A 15,973-nucleotide genomic window follows, 5' to 3' on the forward strand; every position below is an offset into this window, starting at 1 on the left:
CGCCCGAACCACCTGCAGTTCGCGCCCATCCGGATTTTCGACGTGATCTTCAGGAGACGAGCACGATGGCGGCATCCCCCACGACGGCATCCATGCTAACCGATGGCCTGCGCAGCGCCCTCGATCGCGCGCAGGCGCAGGTCAACGGCCTGGTGCTGGGCAAGCCGCACGAAGTCCGGCTCGCGTTCGTCGCGCTGCTGTCCGACGGCCATCTGCTGATCGAAGACCTGCCCGGCCTGGGCAAGACCACGCTCGCGCATGCGCTGGCGGCGACGCTGGGCCTGGACTTCCAGCGCGTGCAGTTCACCTCCGACCTGCTGCCGGCGGACGTGCTCGGGGTGTCGGTGTTCGATCCGCAGGCGCGCAGCTTCCAGTTCCATCCCGGCCCGGTGTTCACCCAGGTGCTGCTGGCTGACGAAATCAACCGCGCGCCGCCGCGCACCCAGAGCGCGCTGCTGGAAGCCATGGCCGAACACCAGGTCACCGTCGACGGCACCACCCATCCGCTGCCGGATCCGTTCTTCGTCATCGCCACCCAGAACCCGGTCGATCTGGCCGGCACCTATCCGCTGCCGGACTCGCAACTCGATCGCTTCCTGCTGCGGCTGGCGCTGGGCTATCCCGGCGAAGCCGCCGAACGCGACCTGCTCGCCGGCGCCGATCGCCGCGACCTGATCGCCCAGACCATGCCGCTGCTGGGCAGCGACGACGTGCTGGCCGCGCGCCGCGCGGTGAACGCAGTGCATGCCAGCGATGCGCTGATCGGCTACGTGCAGGCACTGCTCGCGCGCAGCCGCCGCCATCCGGGGGTGCGCGTGGGCCTGTCGCCGCGCGCCGGCCTGGCCCTGCTGCGCGCCGCGCGCGCCTACGCCTTGCTGCTCGGTCGCGCGCATGTATTGCCGGAAGACGTGCAGGCGCTGTTCGCTTCGGTCGCCGCGCACCGCCTGGTCGCCGACGCCGATGCCGGCCACGACGGCGCGCTGGCCAAGGCGATCCTGCACGCGGTGCCGGTGGACTGAGCGCATGGCGCAGACTCCGCGACTGCGCGCGCGCCTGCGCAAGTTCGCGCGTCCGCGCGAACCCGAAGCCTTGCCCGCGCTGCTCCACCGCGGCCGCGTCTACGTGCTGCCGACCGGCTTCGGATTGTTCTTCGCGATCCTGCTGATGGCGATGCTGCTGGGCGCGCTGAACTACAACAACAACCCGGCCCTGCTGTTGGCGCTGCTGCTGTCCGGCGCCGGCCTGGCCAGTTTGATAGCGGCGCAGATGCAGCTGACCGGCCTGAGCGTGGTCGCGATCGACGCCGAACCGATCGCCGCCGGCCAGCCGCTGCGCGTACGCGTGCACGCCAAGGCGCCGCCCGAACGCGCGCGACGCGGCTTGCGCGTCGACGACGACGGCGATTCCGACACCCTCGCTCCGCTGGACCTCGAAGCCGGCGGCGGCGAAGCCGAACTCGAGTTCGCGACCTACCGGCGCGGCTGGTTCGACCTGCCGCGATTGCGCGTATCGACCACCCGCCCGCTCGGCCTGGCGCGCGCCTGGGCCTACGTATGGCCCGACGCTCCGCTGTTGGTATACCCCGCGCCCGAGCCGCACGGTCCGCCGCTGCCCACCGGCAGCGGCGACCAGATCCAGGCCCGTCTGCATCCCAGCGGCGACGACGTCCATCATCTGCGCAGCTACCGCACCGGCGACGCGCGCCGCGCGATCGCCTGGAAACCCTCGGCGCGCCGCGATTCGCTGCTGGTGCGCGAGTACGAGCAACCGCTGGGCGCGGACGTGGTCCTGGATTGGCGCGCGGTGCTGCCGCTGGCTTACGAAGCGCGGATCGCGCGCCTGGCGCGCTGGGTCGACGAAGCCGAGCGCGACGGCCGCCGCTACCGCCTGATGCTGCCCGGCCAACCCGAACTGGGCCCGAGCAGCGGCTCCCAGCATCGCCATGCCTGCTTGCGCGCGCTGGCGCTGATGCCGCATGGCTAAGCCGTCCTCCATGCCGTTGGATGCGGCCAGCCGCCGCTGGCCCCTGTCGACCGCAGCCGCCTGCATGCTGCCCCTGCTGTTGCAGTTGACGCCGCTGCTGGGCGTGCTGATCGCCCTGTGCGGGATCGCGATCGCGGCGCTGTCGTGGCGCCGCCCGCTCAACTTCGTGGTGCGCGCCTTGCTGGCGCTGGTGCTGATCGCCGCGGTGATGATGCAGATGAACTTCGGCCTCGGCCGCGACACCGGCTGCGCGCTGCTCGCGGCCATGCTCGCGATCAAGCCGGCCGAGACGTCGACCCTGCGCGATGCGCGCAGCCTGATCGGCTTCGCCCTGTTCGCGCCGTTCGGCACCTTCCTGCTCGACCAGGGGCCGCTGTCGCTGATCCTGGGCCTGATCGCGGCACTGCTGGCCCTGGCGACCCTGCAGCGCCTGGCCGAATTCGAATCCGGCGAGCGCGTGCGCCGGCTCGGTCACTGGCAACGCCTGGCCGGGATCGCGCGCCTGGTCGCGATCGGCCTGCCGCTGGCGCTGGCGGCGTTCTGGCTGTTCCCGCGCCTGGGGGCGCCGCTGTGGGGCGTGCCCGACCGCTCATTGAGCCGGCCGGGCCTGTCCGGCAGCATGACGCCCGGCGGCTGGGCCGAGCTGATGAACGACGAGACCCCGGCCCTGCGCGTGCGTTTCCACGGCGCGGTACCGCAGCCCTCGCAGATGTATTGGCGCGGCCCGGTGCTGTGGGACTTCGACGGCCGCGAATGGACCCAGCCGCGCTGGTACCGCGGCCTGCCGCCGGCGCAGACGCTCGCAGGCGCGACGCGCTGGGACTACGAACTCGAACTCGAACCCACCGACGGCCGCCAACTGGTCGCGCTGGACCTGCCGCTGGCGGCGCCGCCGGACACGCGGCTATCGATCGATCACGGCTTGTTCACCGCGCGGCCGTTGAACGCGCTGAGCCGCTGGCGGATCCGCTCGGCGCCGCCGCTGCGCTACCAGCCGCAACTGCAGGGCGTATTCCGCGCCGCCGCGCTCGACCTGCCCAAGGGCTACAACCCGCGCACCCTGGCCCTGGCGCAGCGCTGGCGCCGCGAGGCCGGCGGCAACGACGCCGCGCTGGTGCAACGCGCGCTGGACTGGGTCCATCGCGAGTTCGTCTATACCCTCGACACGCCCCTGCCCGGACGGCATTCGGTCGACGAGTTCCTGTTCGACTACAAGGCCGGCTACTGCGAACACTTCAGCTCCTCGTTCGTGGTGCTGATGCGCGGCGCGGGGATTCCGGCGCGCGTGGTCACCGGCTACGCCGGCGGCTACCGCAATCCGATCGGCGACTATTGGCTGGTGCGCCGTTCCGACGCCCACGCCTGGGCCGAAGTCTGGTTGCCGCAGCGCGGCTGGGTGCGCGTGGACCCGACCGCCGCGGTCGCCCCCGAACGCGTCTACGACACCCTCGCCGACCGCGCGCCGGGCGCCGGCCTGCTCGGCGGCCTGACCGTGGCGACCCCGATCTTCAACCTCGGCGACTGGGCCCGGCGCGGCTGGAACGACTTCGTGCTCGGCTTCGACGCCAACCGCCAGCAGAGCCTGCTGCGCCCGCTGGGCATCGACAGGCTCGACACGACGCGCTTGGTAGCCTTGTTCGGCGCAGCCGCCGGCCTGACCCTGCTGTGGATGGTCTGGCTCAGCAGCCGTGGCGAGCGCGAGCGCGACCCGGTCCTGCGCGCCTGGCACGCGCTCGGCCGTCGCTACCGCCGCCTGGGCCTGGCGCGCGAACCGCACGAGCCGGCCCAGGACTGGTCCGACCGGGTTGCACGCAGCCGCCCCGAGCTGGGTCCGGCGCTGGCGTCGCTCAGCCACCGTTTCGCCGATTGGCGGTACGCTGTAGCGGAACCCGGGCGGCGCGACGCCCGTGAAAAGCGCGATCTGATCAGGGCGCTGCGCGCGCATCGCCCGGGCCCTAATGGAGAAGGCCGATGAACGTCCGTCTTAACCCCCGCCTGGTACTGCTGGCCGCGAGCATCGGCCTGCTGACCGCCTGCGCGACCCAGCCGCAACCGCTGCAGGGCGCGTTCAATCCGATCACCCCGGCCGACGCCGTCGCCAACGACAGCACCGGCGCCACCGTGCGCTGGGGCGGCCGCGTGGTCGAAGTCGAACCGCAGGCCAACCGCACCTGCTTCGTGATGATCTCCACCCGCCTGGGCGGCAGCGGCCGACCGTATTGGGCCAACGACGACATCGGCGGCCGCTTCCTGGCCTGCCGCGCCGGCTTCTACGATCCGGCCCTGTTCGAGAAGAACCGCGAAGTGACCTTCACCGGCCGCATCAGCGGCTACGAGAACCGCCGCATCGGCCAGTACGACTACCGCTTCCCGATGGTCGACGCCGACGTGGTCTACCTGTGGCCGGTGCGCGAACAGGTCGACGTGGTGATGACGCGTCCGGCGCCGTGGCCGTGGTGGGGCTGGTGGTGAAAACAGCAGCACCTTGCCGATAAGCGAAACGCCCGGGCTAGCCCGGGCGTTTTTCGTTTGCGTCTCGGATCGGTGTTCACCGGCTGCGTTGCGGCCCTGACGGCGATGCCGCCTCCTGTGGGAGCGGCGTAAGCCGCGATCGTCATGCCGCCCATTCGCGTCGCGGCTTACGCCGCTCCCACATGCAGCCCGGATCCTCGCCTCAGCGCGGCGTACCGAAACGCCCGAGCTGGGCGCCGGCGAGCAGGTGCAGGTGGATCTGGAACACGGTCTGGCCGCCGTGGCCGTTGCAATTCATGACGATGCGGTAGCCGTCTTCGGCGAAGCCTTCGCGCTTGGCGTAGGCGGCCGCGGCGTGGGCCAGGCGACCGACCACGTCGGCCTGCTCGGGCTGCAGGTCGTTGAGCGTGGGCACGTGGGTCTTGGGCACGAACAGCACGTGCACCGGCGCCTGCGGCGCGATGTCGCGGAACGCGATCATGTGCTCGTCCTCGAAGACGACGTCGGCCGGGATTTCGCGGCGGATGATCTTGCCGAAGATGGTGGAGTCGGTCATGGCGGGTTCCTGGGGGTGATCGGGGCTCAGGGGCCCATCTCGCTGCGGCTGCCGAAGGCGTGCGACAAGGTGCCGCGGTCGACGTACTCGAGCTCGCCGCCCAGCGGCACGCCGTGGGCGAGCCGGCTCGGGCGCACGCCGTGCTGGCGCGCGAGCTGGGCCAGGTAATGCGCGGTGGCCTCGCCCTCGACGGTCGGGTTGGTGGCGATGATCAGTTCCTGGATCTCGCCCTCGGCCAGGCGCGCGCCCAGGCTGTCCAGGCCGAGCTCGCGCGGGCCGATGCCGTCGAGCGGGCTGAGCCGGCCCTGCAGCACGAAGTACAGGCCGCGGTAGCCGGTGGCCTGTTCGATCGCAAGGCGGTCGGCCGGCGATTCCACGGCGCATAGCAGGTGCGCGTCGCGCGCGGCGCTGGCGCAGGTCGCGCAGACCTCGGTCTCGCTGAAGTCGCGGCAGCGGCTGCAATGGCCGACCTTCTCGATCGCCTCGGCGAGCGCGCCCGACAGCCGCTGGCCGCCGGCGCGCTCGCGTTCGAGCACGTGGTAGGCCATGCGCTGGGCCGATTTCTGGCCCACCCCGGGCAGCACCCGGAAGGCCTCGATCAATTGCTCCAGCAAGGCGCTGCTCATGGCGACTGCGTCACTCCGACGGCGTGAACGAGGTGCTGCGCGCGGTCGGCTCGCGGTTCATCGCGCGCACCACGTTGAGGCAGACGATCGCGCCCAGCAGCGGCAGCAGCCAGACGAAGGCCGACTGCAGGCCCTTCTGCGCGCCGGTCAGGTCCGGCTCGCGCCAGATCGCCCAGGTCGTGTACAGGTCCAGGCCGAGCAGGCCGGCCGCGACGACCGCGGCGGTGATTCCGAAATGCAGGTTCATGTCGACGTGTCCGAATGGCTCAGAACGGCATCTTCATGCCCGGCGGGATCGGCATGCCGGCGGTGGCGGCGGACATCTTGGCCTGCGACTCGGTGTTGACCTTGTTGACCGCGTCGTTGAACGCGGCGGCGATCAGGTCCTCGGCCATTTCCGGATCGGTCAGCACGCTGGGATCGATGCGCACCTTGCGGCACTCCATGCGGCCGGTGATGGTCACGCTGACCATGCCGCCGCCGGCGTTGCCGGTGACTTCGATCTTGGCCAGTTCTTCCTGAGCGCGCTGCACGTTTTCCTGCATCTTCTGCGCTTGCTGCATGAGTTGGGCGATATTGCCGCGCATGGTGTCCTGCCTGTTTCGTGGTGGTGGGGATAGCGCGGCGCGGGTGGACGCGGCGCGCTGCAAGGGGAAGCGATACAGCTGGAATAAGGCCGGCGGACGCCGACCTCAAGCCTCGTCGAAGGGACGGATCGAATCCGGCACGACCCGCGCGCCATGCTGCGAGATCAGGCGCTGCACGTCGGGATCGTTCATGAACGCGTCCTCGGCCGAGGCCTGGCGCTGGTCGCGCGCGCGCTCGTTGCGCTCGCGCAGCGATTCGCCGGCCTGGGCGGACTCGAAGCGGATCTGCGGCGCGCCGCCGAGCCGCGGCGCGAGCGCGTCGGCGACCATCTTGATCAGGGCCGGCGCCTGCAGGTGCTCGTCGGTGGCGGGCAGCGACAGCCGCAGCACGCCGTCGGCGTAACCGACGAAACCGGCGTGTTCGGCCAGCAGGCGCGCCGGACCGCGCAGACCGCTGCCGGCGACCAGGTCGTGCCAGGCGTCGGCATCGGCGATGCCGGCGGCGCCCGCGCGCGGCGCGGCCGCTGCCGGCGGCGCGAAATAGTCGGGAGCGGATTCGCGCACGTCCAGCGCGGCGCGCTCGGGTTCCGGCGCGGACGCCGGACGCTGCGGCGGCGCTACCGGCGCGGCCGGTTCGGCCCAGGGAACCTCGTCGCGTGCTGCTTCAATGCGTGCCGGTTCAATGCGTGCTGGTTCAACGCGAGCCGGTTCAACACGAGCCTGTTCACCCCGCGGCGCCTCGACGCCCGAGGCGTCGGATCGCGGGGTTTCGACCGCACGCGGGGTTTCTGCACGCGGCGCTTCCGCCCAAGGCGCCTCGACTCGCGCCTCGACTCGCGGCGCGGCCGCGCGCACGGTCTCCGGCGCGGCAGCGACCGGCGCGGCGCGCGTCGGCGCCGACGGTGCGGCCAGCGCCGCGGCGGCCGCGGCCGCCGCGTTGGAACCGCGCGCCGTCTCGCCCGCGCCGGAGCCCGCAGGCGCGGCGCCGCGACTCTCGTCGCCGCCGGCCGGACGGAACGCCAGCATGCGCAGCACGCTCATCTCGAACCCGGCGCGCGGGCTGGGCGCCAGCGGGATGTCGCGGCGGCCGTTGAGCGCCATCTGGTACCACAGCTGCACTACCTCGGGCCGCAGCTGCGCGGCGAGCGCGTCGACATCGACGCCGTCGGTGTCCATCGGCGCCTCGGGCACCAACTGGCGCACCTGCACGCGATGCAGGGTCTCGCCCAGGGTGTCGAGCACGCCGCCCCAGTCGGGCGAGAACTCGGCCAGAGCCGCGACCTCGGCGAGCAGGCCGGCGCCGTTGCCGTCGGCCAGCGCCTGCAGCAGCGCGCCGACGCGGGTGCGGTCGACGGTGCCGAGCATGGTCGCGACCGCGGCGTCGGTGAGCTGGCTGCCGGTGTAGGCGATGGCCTGGTCCAGCAGCGACAAGCCGTCGCGCAGGCTGCCGTCGGCGGCCTTGCTGAGCTGGCGGATCGCTCCGGGCTCGGCGGCGATGCCCTCGGCCTCGAGGATGCGGCCGATCTGGCCGCCGATCTGGGCTTCGTCCAGGCGCTTGAGATTGAACTGCAGGCAGCGCGACAGCACCGTCACCGGCAGCTTCTGCGGATCGGTGGTCGCGAGCAGGAACTTCACATGCCCCGGCGGCTCTTCCAGCGTCTTCAGCAAGGCGTTGAAGGCCGACTTCGACAGCATGTGCACTTCGTCGATCAGATAGACCTTGACCCGGCCGCGGCTGGGCATGTACTGGGCGTTGTCGATCACCTCGCGCACGTCGTCGACGCCGGTGTTGCTGGCGGCGTCGATCTCGAGCAGATCGATGAAGCGGCCGGCGTCGATGTCGCGGCAGGAATTGCACTCGCCGCAGGGGTCGGCCGAGGTGCCGCGCTCGCAGTTCAGGGACTTGGCGAAGATGCGCGCGATCGTGGTCTTGCCGACGCCGCGGGTGCCGGTGAACAGGAAGGCGTGGTGGACGCGACCGGTGTCGAGCGCATTGGTCAGGGCACGCACCACGTGCTCCTGCCCGACCAGCTCGGCGAAACGCTTGGGGCGCCATTTGCGGGCGAGGACGAGGTAGGACATCGGACCCTTTGGTTGCGTGTGCTGGACTTGGCTGCGTTGGACTTGCTGCGTTGGACCGGCTGCGTCGGACCGACCGCTTCGAAGCCGCTGCGCGCTGCCGGCGCGGCCCCTGCCGCAGCGGCCGGCGCGGCGCAGGAACGGATCGGGTCATTGTGCCACGCCCGTCCGCGACGGCCGCCACCGTATCGCCTCGACTTGTGGCAAACCGCCGCGACAGCTAGAATTCTCGGCCCTGAGCCCGACCGGACGTCGCTGTCGGCCCAGGCCCGGAGAGGTGTCCGAGTGGTTGAAGGAGCACGCCTGGAAAGTGTGTAAGCGTCTAAACCGCGCTTCGCGGGTTCGAATCCCGCTCTCTCCGCCAGATTCCGCAGTGTCCAGATCCACATCGTGCTGCCGCAGTCCGCAGCACGTCATGCGCAAGATGCGCACGTCCTATGGCGGCCCCGTCGGCCCCTCGCGACGCTAGGTCGAAAATCCCGCCAGGGCCGGAAGGCAGCAACGGTATCGACTGACGCGGGCGCCGAGGTCAGCCGGCGGGGCCGCCGCCTTTATGGCGCCGCCCGCCCGTCCGGGCCGGTCCTGCCCCGCGAGCAAGGTCGCAGTCAGGGCCAGGGAAGCCGCCAGCCATCGCAGTCGCTTCGCACACCCTCTTCGCAATGAACCCAATCCCAGGCTTTGGGGTAGGAGCGGCGCAAGCCGCGACCGCGTCGCCGCAGCTACGGCGCGACCGCAACCGAAGACCGCGGCGATCCCCTAGCCCTGCGCCCCCGGCGGTTCCGGATGCAGCCAGCCCGCATCGCCTTCGACATAGCGCTCGTGCTTCCAAATCGGCACCCGCGACTTGGTCTCGTCGATGATGTAGCGGCAGGCGGCGAACGCCGCATCGCGGTGCGCGGCGCTGACCCCGACCCAGACCGCGAGTTCGCCGACCCCGAGTTCGCCGACCCGGTGCACGCAACGCGCCTCGACGATGGCGAAATTCTGCAGCGCCTCGGCGACGATCTTCTCGCCTTCGCGCTCGGCCAGCAGCGCATAGCTTTCGTAGCGCAGGCCGGCCACCGCACGTCCGGCGTGGTGATCGCGGACCCAGCCTTCGAAACTGGCGTAGGCGCCGGCTTCGTCGCGCATCATCCACTCGCGCGTGGCGGCCGGATCGAAGGCGGTTTCGGACAAACGGAAGCGCATCATCTCAGCCTCCCGACACCGGCGGTATGAAGGCGACCTCGCTGCCGGCGAGCGGCGCGTCGTCCCAGCGCGCGAACGCGCCGTCGACCGCGACCCGCAGGCGCTCGGCCGGCAGGGCGAAGCCGTAACGCTCGCGCAGGCCGTCGTACAACGCGCGCAGATCGGCGGCATCGGTGTCCACGGCCTCGTCGGCGCGGCCGGCGTCGTCGCGCAGGCTGGCGAAGTACAGCACGGTGAGGCGGTTCATGCCGCGCTCCCGAAATCGCGCTTGCCGCCCGATTTGGCGACCAGCTTCGCCGGCCCCAGCACGATCCGGTGCGACAGCGCCTTGCACATGTCGTAGACGGTCAGCGCCGCGACGGTCGCGCCGGTCAGCGCTTCCATCTCGACGCCGGTGCGGTGGGTGGTACGCACCGTGCAGTCGATCCGCAGCGAGTTCTCGTCGAACCAGTCGATCACGATCCGGCAGCCGTCGATCGGCAGCGGATGGCAGAACGGAATCAGTTCGGCGGTGCGCTTGACCGCCATGGTGCCGGCCACGATCGCGGTATCGACGATGCCGCCCTTGGCGCTGCGCAAACCGCTGGCGCGCAACTGCGTCGCGACCGCCGCCGGAAACCGCACCCGGCACTCGGCGCGCGCCTCGCGCGCGGTCGTGGCCTTGGCCGAAACGTCGACCATGCTCGGCCGGCCGTCGGGGTCGAGGTGGGTCAGCGCGGGGCGCGCCTTGACCGGCTTGGCTTTGGAGGCTTTCAAAGAATCGGGCTCCGGCAGGACGGACACGTCGCGCAGCGGGGAAGGACGTAGATCGGCGCAGAGTGCAGCCACCTGCGGGCATGATACGCCGCGACGCTCAACCGCCGACGAGGAACATCTCCACGTGCCGGCTTGGACGCGGCGCGTCGGCGGCGCGCAGTTCGCTGTAGCGGTCGGCGCGGCGCGACCACAGCGCGGCGACGCGGTCGGCCAGGTCGAACTCGCCCTGCGCCAGCGTCGGCCTCAGGTCGACGCCGTCGGCGGCGAACAGGCAGGTGTAGAGGCGGCCGTCGGCGGACACCCGCGAACGGTGGCAGTCGCCGCAGAACGGCGCGCTGATCGAGGACACGAAGCCGATTTCGCCGGCGCCGTCGGCGTAGGCGTAACGCGCGGCGACTTCGCCGCGGTAGTGCGCGTCCAGGGCGCGCAGCGGCCAGCGCTGGTGCAGGCGGTCGCGCAGCTCGGCCGAGGGCACCACGCGCGCGGCGTCCCAGCCGTTGCAGGTGCCCACGTCCATGTATTCGATGTAGCGCAGCACGTGGCCGCTGCCGCGGAAACGCTCGGCCAGCGGCAGCACCTGGTCGTCGTTGACGCCGCGCTGGACCACGCAATTGAGCTTGATCGACTCGAAGCCGGCATCGCGCGCGGCATCGATGCCGGCCAGCACCTCGGCGACGTCGCCGCGACCGCCGGACAGGCGCTTGAACAATTCAGGGTCGAGCGCATCCAGGCTCACCGTGAGCCGGCGCAGCCCGGCCTCGCGCAGCGCGCGCGCCTGGCGCGCGAGCAGCGAACCGTTGGTGGTCAGGGCGAGGTCGTCGAGCCCCTCGATCGCTGCCAATCGCGCGATCAGCTCGGGCAGGCGCTTGCGCAGCAGCGGCTCGCCGCCGGTCAGGCGCAGCTTGCGCACGCCCACCCGCACGAAGCCGCGCACCAGGGTCTCGATCTCGTCGAAGCTCAGGCGCGAGGCCGCGTCCAGGCCGTAGTCGTCGGGCACGCGCTCGGCCGGCATGCAGTACGGGCAACGGAAATTGCAGGCCTCGATCACCGACAGACGCAGGTCGCGCAGCGGACGCCCGTAGGCGTCTTGCGGCAACGGCGTCTGTTTCGGATCTGGCAACGCGCTCACGGCGGCGGCACCTGTTCTGCGCTGGACTCGGCCAGGGCGACGCATTCGCCCGGTCTGCCCACACGATACCCCCGCGCGGCCAGGGTGTCGCCCTCGCCGGCGCTGGCGTAGTGATAGAGCAGGCAGCGGGCGAGCAACTCGCGCGGGTATTCGCGCTCCAGGTCCTCGATGCCGCTGTGCGAGGGGTTGCCGTGCAGGGCGCAGTCGTGGGCGATCAGTTCGCCGGCGTCGGCGTATTTGGCCAGGGCTTCCGGGATCGGCCGGGTGTCGCCGGTCCAGACCACGCTGCCGCGCAGGCGCAAACCGAAGGCGGTGTCGGGCCAATGATGGCGGGTGGCGAACGCCTCCAGGCGCACGCCCCGGTGCCAGAACGCGGCGCCGACCGGGATCACCTGGAACGCGTCCCAGAAGTTGACCCCGCCCTCGGCCAGGGCATTGGGGTAGTCGCCCACCCGCTGGTGCAGCAGCGGCACCACCGGCGCGGGCACGTACAGCTTCACCCGGCCGCGGCGTTCGGGGTCGAAATAGGTCGAGACGAACAGGCGCTCGAAGCCGGCGACGTGATCGAGATGGGTGTGGGTGAGGAACAGCGCGCGCGGCGCCTCGCCGTAATGATCGAGGTAAGCGGTCAGGCCCTCGCCGCCGCAGTCGATGGTCAGCCAGGGCGCGCCGTCGCGCTCGATGGTCGCCATCGCCGAACCCAGCTCGACCGCCGAGGCGTTGCCGACGCCGTGCAGGCGCAGATGCCAGCTCATCAGTATCCCTTGTCCCAGGCGCGGTCGTAGGCGGTGCGCAGGCGGCCGTAGTCGCGTTCGATGTCCTCGACCGAGCGCGCGCCGCGCAGTTTCAGCAGCGAGCGCTTGAGCCGGGCGAGGTTGCGCTCGCGCCAGCCGGTGGCGGGGATGTGCAGGTGGCCGCGATCCAGATCGATCACCCAGCCGCGCCCGGTCGGGTCGAACAGCAGGTTGTGGGCGTTGAGGTCGGCGTGATCCAGGCCGACCCGGTGGCAGCGCGCGATCAGGCGCCCGGCTTCTTCCCAGGGCGCGCCGTCGCCGGCGACCGCGGCGCGGTCGGCCAGCGAGCGCACGTCGTTGAGGCGCTCCAGCAAGATCGCGGCGTAGTAGTAGAAGCCGTCGCGGCGGTAATAGGCGGCGATCGGACGCGGCACCGGCAGGCCCTTCTCGGCGACCGCGCGGGTCAGGCGGAATTCGGCGAAGCTGCGGGTCTCGTTGGCGCCGCGCCACCAGTAGCGGTCGCGGTTGAAGCGCGCGACCAGGCCGCCGCGCAGATAGCGCCGCAGCACGGTCGGCCCGAACGGCGCATCGACGAACCAGGCACCGCCGCGGCCGCCGCTGTCGACCGGACGCGCGCGTTCGCCCCAGAAGGCAGGCGAGAACCATTCCGGGCTCGCTTGCCGCACCCGGGTGCGGTCGAACAGAATCGCGCCGTAGCCGCTGTCGTCGCGGAACGGCGTCAATCCTTCGGCGGCGTCGTAGCCCGTCATCCGCCGGAGTCTAACAAGTCACGTGAACAACGCACCCCGCTCGATCTGCCTGCTGCGGCTTTCCGCCCTGGGCGACGTGACCCATGTGGTCCCCCTGGTGCGCACCCTGCGCGAAGCCTGGCCGCAGGTGGCGCTGACCTGGGTGATCGGCAAGGGCGAACGGCGCCTGCTGGAAGGCCTGGAAGGCGTGAGCTTCGTCGAGTACGACAAGAAGACCGGCTGGGCCGGAATGCGTGCACTGGGTCGCGAACTGCGTGCCCGGCTGGGCGAACAGCGCCGCTACGACGCCCTGCTGCAGATGCAGGTGGCGGCGCGCGCGAACCTGCTGTCGGCCTTCGTGCCGGCGCGGCGCCGGATCGGCTACGACCGTTCGCGCGCCAAGGATCTGCACGGCCTGTTCGTCAACGAACGCATCCCCGACCGCCCCGGCATCCATGTGCTGGACGCGATCGGCAGCTTCTGCGAGCCGCTGGGCCTGCGCCAGACCCAGGTGCGCTGGGACCTGCCGGTGCCGGCGGAGGCCTACGAGTGGGCGCGCGCGCAATGGCCGGACGACGGCAGGCCGGCCCTGCTGATCTCGCCCTGCTCCAGCCACGCCCTGCGCAATTGGCGCAGCGAACGCTACGCCGCGGTCGCCGACCACGCCGCCGCGCGCGGCTGGCGGGTGGTGCTGTGCGGTGGCCGCAGCGAGCTGGAACGCCGCACCGCCGACGAAATCCTGGCCGCGATGTCCGCGCCGGCGCTGGACCTGGTCGGCAAGGACACGCTCAAGCAACTGCCGGCCCTGCTCGCGCGCGGCCAACTGCTGATGACGCCCGACTCCGGGCCGATGCACATCGCCAACGCCATGGGCACCCGGGTGTTGGGCCTGCACGCGGCCAGCAACCCGGCCCGCAGCGGCCCCTACAGCGACCGCCGCTACTGCGCCGACCGCTACGACGACGCCGCCCGCAAGTACCTGGGCAAGCCGGCCAGCGAGCTCAAATGGGGCAGCAAGATCGAACACGACGGGGTCATGGACCTGATCTCGGTCGAGGACGGGATCGCGGCGTTCGAGCGCTACGTCGCCGATCATTCCTAGGCCTGACGGCGGCGTACCGCGCAGCCTTGGCCAGTACGCTCCGGCCCACTCGGCGCAGCCCAAGCGAAACCGCGGCAGCGGCCTCTAGGGCGCCAGCGGCAGCGGCTGGCCCAGGAGCGAGCAGTAGGCGTCTTGCACCTGATGGACATAGACCATGCCCTGGCCGCCGCCGCGCGCGCCGGTATAGGCGTGGTCCGTGGCGACGTACCACGGTGGATGGTCGTTGCCGCGCACCAGGATGAAATGATTCAGGATGGCGAAGGCGAACTGGATCGAGCCTTGGTAGCCGAACGAAAAGACGAAGCCCATTTGGGTGAGCCGATCTTTCGTCAGCTCGATGCCGGACAGGTAGTGGGTGATGTCCTGGCCATCTCTGGCGAATCGCTCGATGTGGGACAGTTCGAGCGCGATCTCGCCGCCTTCGGGAAACGCCCCGCACGGTGTCGCCTTGAATCGGTTCCCCACTCGCAACTCGTAAACGCTGATCATGGCCGTGGCGATCTCCCCTGTGCGATCCGTACACGATGATGCCGGCTCTCTGGCAGCGCCGGCATTACCCCAGGGGCGTCAACATACTGCAGGCGACCGACTCGGCGCATGCGCCGCATGGCCTCGCCGAGGGGCATGCGGAATCGACGGGGGCGGTCGCCGGAATGGCGGCGACGCGATGAGTCGCGCTGTGTCGGAGCAGGCGCGAAGCGCGGCCCGACGCTGGCATCGGCCCTCGCCCCAACCCCTCTCCCGCGAGCGGGAGAGGGGCTTGAAGCAGGGCTTGCTGGATACGTAACGATTACTTGACGCGCGACAGACCGCGCCAGGTGTTGCCGCCGCCGCCCATCACCGCGTCGGGCGAGCCGATCCAGAAGTTGAGATTGAGGAAATCCTCGTCGTCCTGGTAGACGTAGCCGTTGGCCAGCGCATACGGCCACGGAAGGTTGGTCGGCGAGAACACACCGTAGGCGAAGCCCAGCGTCGGGAACGAGGACATCAGCGGCGCCGGCGTGCCGCCGTCGAACTGGCAGGTGTAGGTCCACCAGTTGCCGCCCAGGTTGAAGCTGGGGAACACGCCGCCGCTGGACCAGTTGGCGTTCGCCCAATCTTCGTTGTCGTGGCGGCGCAGCACGCGACGCGAACCCGGCGGGCAGAACATGCCCAGGTTCTGCACCGCGTAGTCGTACTGGTTGCCTCCGTTCACCAGCGGGTGGAACGCGAACGAGGCGTTCCAGCTCAGGCGGCAGAAACGCCAGGTGGTGTTGCTGGTGGAGACGGTCGCTCCGATCCAGCCCCAGCGCGAGTTGGCGTTGCGGCGGTCCTCGTCGTCCATGTGCATCTGCACCAGCACGTGCGGCGACGGACACGAGGCCTTGTCGGGGATCACCCCGACGCTGTACAGCAGATTGAACAGCCAGTCGAACCAGCCGTAGCGGCCGACCATGGCGGCGGCGCGCTCCTCGTCGAGGGCGACGAAGCCGGCGCGGCCGAGTATCGACTGGCCGCTCTTGTCCGGTTCGCAGGGGCCGTCGAAGCCCAGCGCGCGGCAGTAGATCAGCGCGGCCTTCTCGCCCTCTTCGGCCATGAAGCGGTCGGGATCGACCTTGGAGGTGTCCGGATAGCGCCGGTCCAGGTCCTCGACGTAGGCCAGATGCGCCTTCACCGCCTCGGGCACCGGCGGTTCGTTGCGCTTGAAGTCCTGCTCCTCCTTGGGCGTTTCCTCCTCGGACCCGTCGGCCATCGCCAGCGGCGAAACGGCCAGCAGCACCGCCATCCATATCGTCCCTATCACGTGTTCCTTTTTCACGTTGTTGCTCCTTGATTCGTCCATCCATTGATCGATCGGGCTGCGTCCTGCAGCGAAACGCCACCGGAGCCGCCCGCTGGCGCGCCGCCCGGCGCGCGCGTGGGGCGCGGGCCGGTGCGGAGCGCGGCCACCCTAGCGACAGCCCCCGGCGAAAAATGCGCAGCGGTTCCGCGCGCAGGCCAATCTGGCTGGCCGGCATGGCGGCGCCAGCCCG

The 15,973-nt window shown here is 70.9% G+C and carries 18 protein-coding genes, 1 tRNA gene and 1 other RNA gene; 7 read left to right on the forward strand and 13 right to left on the reverse strand.

Going from position 1 to position 15,973, the window contains the following annotated elements; all coding sequences use genetic code 11:
- Positions 1 to 65: 65 nt before the first annotated feature.
- From ASE10_RS15980 to ASE10_RS15995, 4 genes are read left to right on the forward strand one after another with little or no spacing between them, the layout of a single operon-like run.
- Positions 66 to 1,019 (forward strand): AAA family ATPase, encoded by a 954-nt coding sequence (locus ASE10_RS15980; RefSeq protein ID WP_055909680.1) that lies wholly within the window; start codon positions 66 to 68, stop codon positions 1,017 to 1,019.
- Between the two features lie 4 nt (positions 1,020 to 1,023).
- Positions 1,024 to 1,983, forward strand: coding sequence for a DUF58 domain-containing protein (locus ASE10_RS15985; protein ID WP_056305710.1), 960 nt, complete (start codon positions 1,024 to 1,026; stop codon positions 1,981 to 1,983).
- The gene (locus ASE10_RS15990) at positions 1,976 to 3,958 is read left to right on the forward strand and encodes a DUF3488 and transglutaminase-like domain-containing protein (RefSeq protein WP_055909674.1); all 1,983 of its coding nucleotides are present in this window, start codon (positions 1,976 to 1,978) and stop codon (positions 3,956 to 3,958) included. Before ASE10_RS15985 ends, ASE10_RS15990 begins: the two co-directional genes overlap by 8 nt.
- Positions 3,955 to 4,455, forward strand: coding sequence for a Slp family lipoprotein (locus tag ASE10_RS15995; protein WP_055909671.1), 501 nt, complete (start codon positions 3,955 to 3,957; stop codon positions 4,453 to 4,455). The genes ASE10_RS15990 and ASE10_RS15995 overlap by 4 nt, the downstream gene beginning before the upstream one ends.
- Before the next feature lie 202 nt (positions 4,456 to 4,657).
- Here the strand turns inward: ASE10_RS15995 and ASE10_RS16000 are convergent, their stop codons facing one another.
- From ASE10_RS16000 to dnaX, 5 genes are all read right to left on the reverse strand, one after another.
- Positions 4,658 to 5,011, reverse strand: coding sequence for a histidine triad nucleotide-binding protein (locus tag ASE10_RS16000; protein WP_055909666.1), 354 nt, complete (start codon positions 5,009 to 5,011; stop codon positions 4,658 to 4,660).
- 26 nt (positions 5,012 to 5,037) lie between these two features.
- Positions 5,038 to 5,637: a recombination mediator RecR gene (recR, locus tag ASE10_RS16005; RefSeq protein WP_055909663.1), complete on the reverse strand. Its 600-nt coding sequence runs from the start codon at positions 5,635 to 5,637 to the stop codon at positions 5,038 to 5,040.
- 10 nt (positions 5,638 to 5,647) lie between these two features.
- Positions 5,648 to 5,884: a hypothetical protein gene (locus ASE10_RS16010; RefSeq protein WP_055909660.1), complete on the reverse strand. Its 237-nt coding sequence runs from the start codon at positions 5,882 to 5,884 to the stop codon at positions 5,648 to 5,650.
- Between the two features lie 19 nt (positions 5,885 to 5,903).
- Positions 5,904 to 6,224, reverse strand: coding sequence for a YbaB/EbfC family nucleoid-associated protein (locus ASE10_RS16015; protein WP_055909658.1), 321 nt, complete (start codon positions 6,222 to 6,224; stop codon positions 5,904 to 5,906).
- Positions 6,225 to 6,329: 105 nt separating this feature from the next.
- Positions 6,330 to 8,306 (reverse strand): DNA polymerase III subunit gamma/tau, encoded by a 1,977-nt coding sequence (gene dnaX, locus ASE10_RS16020; RefSeq protein ID WP_055909655.1) that lies wholly within the window; start codon positions 8,304 to 8,306, stop codon positions 6,330 to 6,332.
- 268 nt (positions 8,307 to 8,574) lie between these two features.
- Between dnaX and ASE10_RS16025 the strand changes: the two genes are divergently transcribed.
- Together ASE10_RS16025 and ffs are read left to right on the forward strand one after the other, a co-directional pair.
- Positions 8,575 to 8,667 (forward strand) — tRNA-Ser (locus ASE10_RS16025).
- 82 nt (positions 8,668 to 8,749) lie between these two features.
- Positions 8,750 to 8,846, forward strand: an RNA gene (gene ffs, locus ASE10_RS19745) — signal recognition particle sRNA small type.
- 213 nt (positions 8,847 to 9,059) lie between these two features.
- Here the strand turns inward: ffs and ASE10_RS16030 are convergent.
- From ASE10_RS16030 to ASE10_RS16055, 6 genes are all read right to left on the reverse strand, one after another.
- Positions 9,060 to 9,494, reverse strand: coding sequence for a molybdenum cofactor biosynthesis protein MoaE (locus ASE10_RS16030; protein ID WP_055909653.1), 435 nt, complete (start codon positions 9,492 to 9,494; stop codon positions 9,060 to 9,062).
- Between the two features lies 1 nt (position 9,495).
- The gene (locus ASE10_RS16035; protein WP_055909650.1) at positions 9,496 to 9,738 is read right to left on the reverse strand and encodes a MoaD/ThiS family protein; all 243 of its coding nucleotides are present in this window, start codon (positions 9,736 to 9,738) and stop codon (positions 9,496 to 9,498) included.
- Positions 9,735 to 10,247 (reverse strand): cyclic pyranopterin monophosphate synthase MoaC, encoded by a 513-nt coding sequence (gene moaC / locus ASE10_RS16040; RefSeq protein ID WP_055909648.1) that lies wholly within the window; start codon positions 10,245 to 10,247, stop codon positions 9,735 to 9,737. Before moaC ends, ASE10_RS16035 begins: the two co-directional genes overlap by 4 nt.
- Before the next feature lie 97 nt (positions 10,248 to 10,344).
- Positions 10,345 to 11,376 carry a GTP 3',8-cyclase MoaA gene (gene moaA, locus ASE10_RS16045; RefSeq protein WP_235565914.1) on the reverse strand — a complete coding sequence of 344 codons (1,032 nt, stop codon included), beginning with the start codon at positions 11,374 to 11,376 and terminating at the stop codon, positions 10,345 to 10,347.
- Positions 11,373 to 12,131 carry an MBL fold metallo-hydrolase gene (locus ASE10_RS16050; protein ID WP_055909642.1) on the reverse strand — a complete coding sequence of 253 codons (759 nt, stop codon included), beginning with the start codon at positions 12,129 to 12,131 and terminating at the stop codon, positions 11,373 to 11,375. The genes moaA and ASE10_RS16050 overlap by 4 nt, the downstream gene beginning before the upstream one ends.
- Complete coding sequence (locus ASE10_RS16055; RefSeq protein ID WP_055909639.1) at positions 12,131 to 12,880, reverse strand: 3-deoxy-D-manno-octulosonic acid kinase; 750 nt, start codon at positions 12,878 to 12,880, stop codon at positions 12,131 to 12,133. The genes ASE10_RS16050 and ASE10_RS16055 overlap by 1 nt, the downstream gene beginning before the upstream one ends.
- A 22-nt stretch (positions 12,881 to 12,902) precedes the next feature.
- Between ASE10_RS16055 and ASE10_RS16060 the strand changes: the two genes are divergently transcribed.
- The gene (locus tag ASE10_RS16060; RefSeq protein WP_055909636.1) at positions 12,903 to 13,961 is read left to right on the forward strand and encodes a glycosyltransferase family 9 protein; all 1,059 of its coding nucleotides are present in this window, start codon (positions 12,903 to 12,905) and stop codon (positions 13,959 to 13,961) included.
- A gap of 84 nt (positions 13,962 to 14,045) precedes the next feature.
- On the opposite strand, the gene ASE10_RS16065 is transcribed toward ASE10_RS16060, so the two are convergent.
- Positions 14,046 to 14,450 carry a hypothetical protein gene (locus ASE10_RS16065; RefSeq protein ID WP_055909632.1) on the reverse strand — a complete coding sequence of 135 codons (405 nt, stop codon included), beginning with the start codon at positions 14,448 to 14,450 and terminating at the stop codon, positions 14,046 to 14,048.
- 301 nt (positions 14,451 to 14,751) lie between these two features.
- The gene (locus ASE10_RS16070; protein WP_157480982.1) at positions 14,752 to 15,759 is read right to left on the reverse strand and encodes a hypothetical protein; all 1,008 of its coding nucleotides are present in this window, start codon (positions 15,757 to 15,759) and stop codon (positions 14,752 to 14,754) included.
- Positions 15,760 to 15,973: the final 214 nt, after the last annotated feature.

The sequence above is a fragment of the Lysobacter sp. Root76 genome, from assembly GCF_001428685.1.
Taxonomy (GTDB): domain Bacteria; phylum Pseudomonadota; class Gammaproteobacteria; order Xanthomonadales; family Xanthomonadaceae; genus Lysobacter.

What these genes read in the sequence shown, in the direction of transcription:
- ASE10_RS15980 (WP_055909680.1), top strand. Translation starts at nt 66, where the DNA reads ATGGCGGCATCCCCCACGACGGCATCCATGCTAACCGATGGCCTGCGC.
- ASE10_RS15985 (WP_056305710.1), top strand. Translation starts at nt 1,024, where the DNA reads ATGGCGCAGACTCCGCGACTGCGCGCGCGCCTGCGCAAGTTCGCGCGT.
- ASE10_RS15990 (WP_055909674.1), top strand. Translation starts at nt 1,976, where the DNA reads ATGGCTAAGCCGTCCTCCATGCCGTTGGATGCGGCCAGCCGCCGCTGG.
- ASE10_RS15995 (WP_055909671.1), top strand. Translation starts at nt 3,955, where the DNA reads ATGAACGTCCGTCTTAACCCCCGCCTGGTACTGCTGGCCGCGAGCATC.
- ASE10_RS16000 (WP_055909666.1), bottom strand. Translation starts at nt 5,011, where the DNA reads ATGACCGACTCCACCATCTTCGGCAAGATCATCCGCCGCGAAATCCCG.
- recR (WP_055909663.1), bottom strand. Translation starts at nt 5,637, where the DNA reads ATGAGCAGCGCCTTGCTGGAGCAATTGATCGAGGCCTTCCGGGTGCTG.
- ASE10_RS16010 (WP_055909660.1), bottom strand. Translation starts at nt 5,884, where the DNA reads ATGAACCTGCATTTCGGAATCACCGCCGCGGTCGTCGCGGCCGGCCTG.
- ASE10_RS16015 (WP_055909658.1), bottom strand. Translation starts at nt 6,224, where the DNA reads ATGCGCGGCAATATCGCCCAACTCATGCAGCAAGCGCAGAAGATGCAG.
- dnaX (WP_055909655.1), bottom strand. Translation starts at nt 8,306, where the DNA reads ATGTCCTACCTCGTCCTCGCCCGCAAATGGCGCCCCAAGCGTTTCGCC.
- ASE10_RS16030 (WP_055909653.1), bottom strand. Translation starts at nt 9,494, where the DNA reads ATGATGCGCTTCCGTTTGTCCGAAACCGCCTTCGATCCGGCCGCCACG.
- ASE10_RS16035 (WP_055909650.1), bottom strand. Translation starts at nt 9,738, where the DNA reads ATGAACCGCCTCACCGTGCTGTACTTCGCCAGCCTGCGCGACGACGCC.
- ASE10_RS16050 (WP_055909642.1), bottom strand. Translation starts at nt 12,131, where the DNA reads ATGAGCTGGCATCTGCGCCTGCACGGCGTCGGCAACGCCTCGGCGGTC.
- ASE10_RS16055 (WP_055909639.1), bottom strand. Translation starts at nt 12,880, where the DNA reads ATGACGGGCTACGACGCCGCCGAAGGATTGACGCCGTTCCGCGACGAC.
- ASE10_RS16065 (WP_055909632.1), bottom strand. Translation starts at nt 14,450, where the DNA reads ATGATCAGCGTTTACGAGTTGCGAGTGGGGAACCGATTCAAGGCGACA.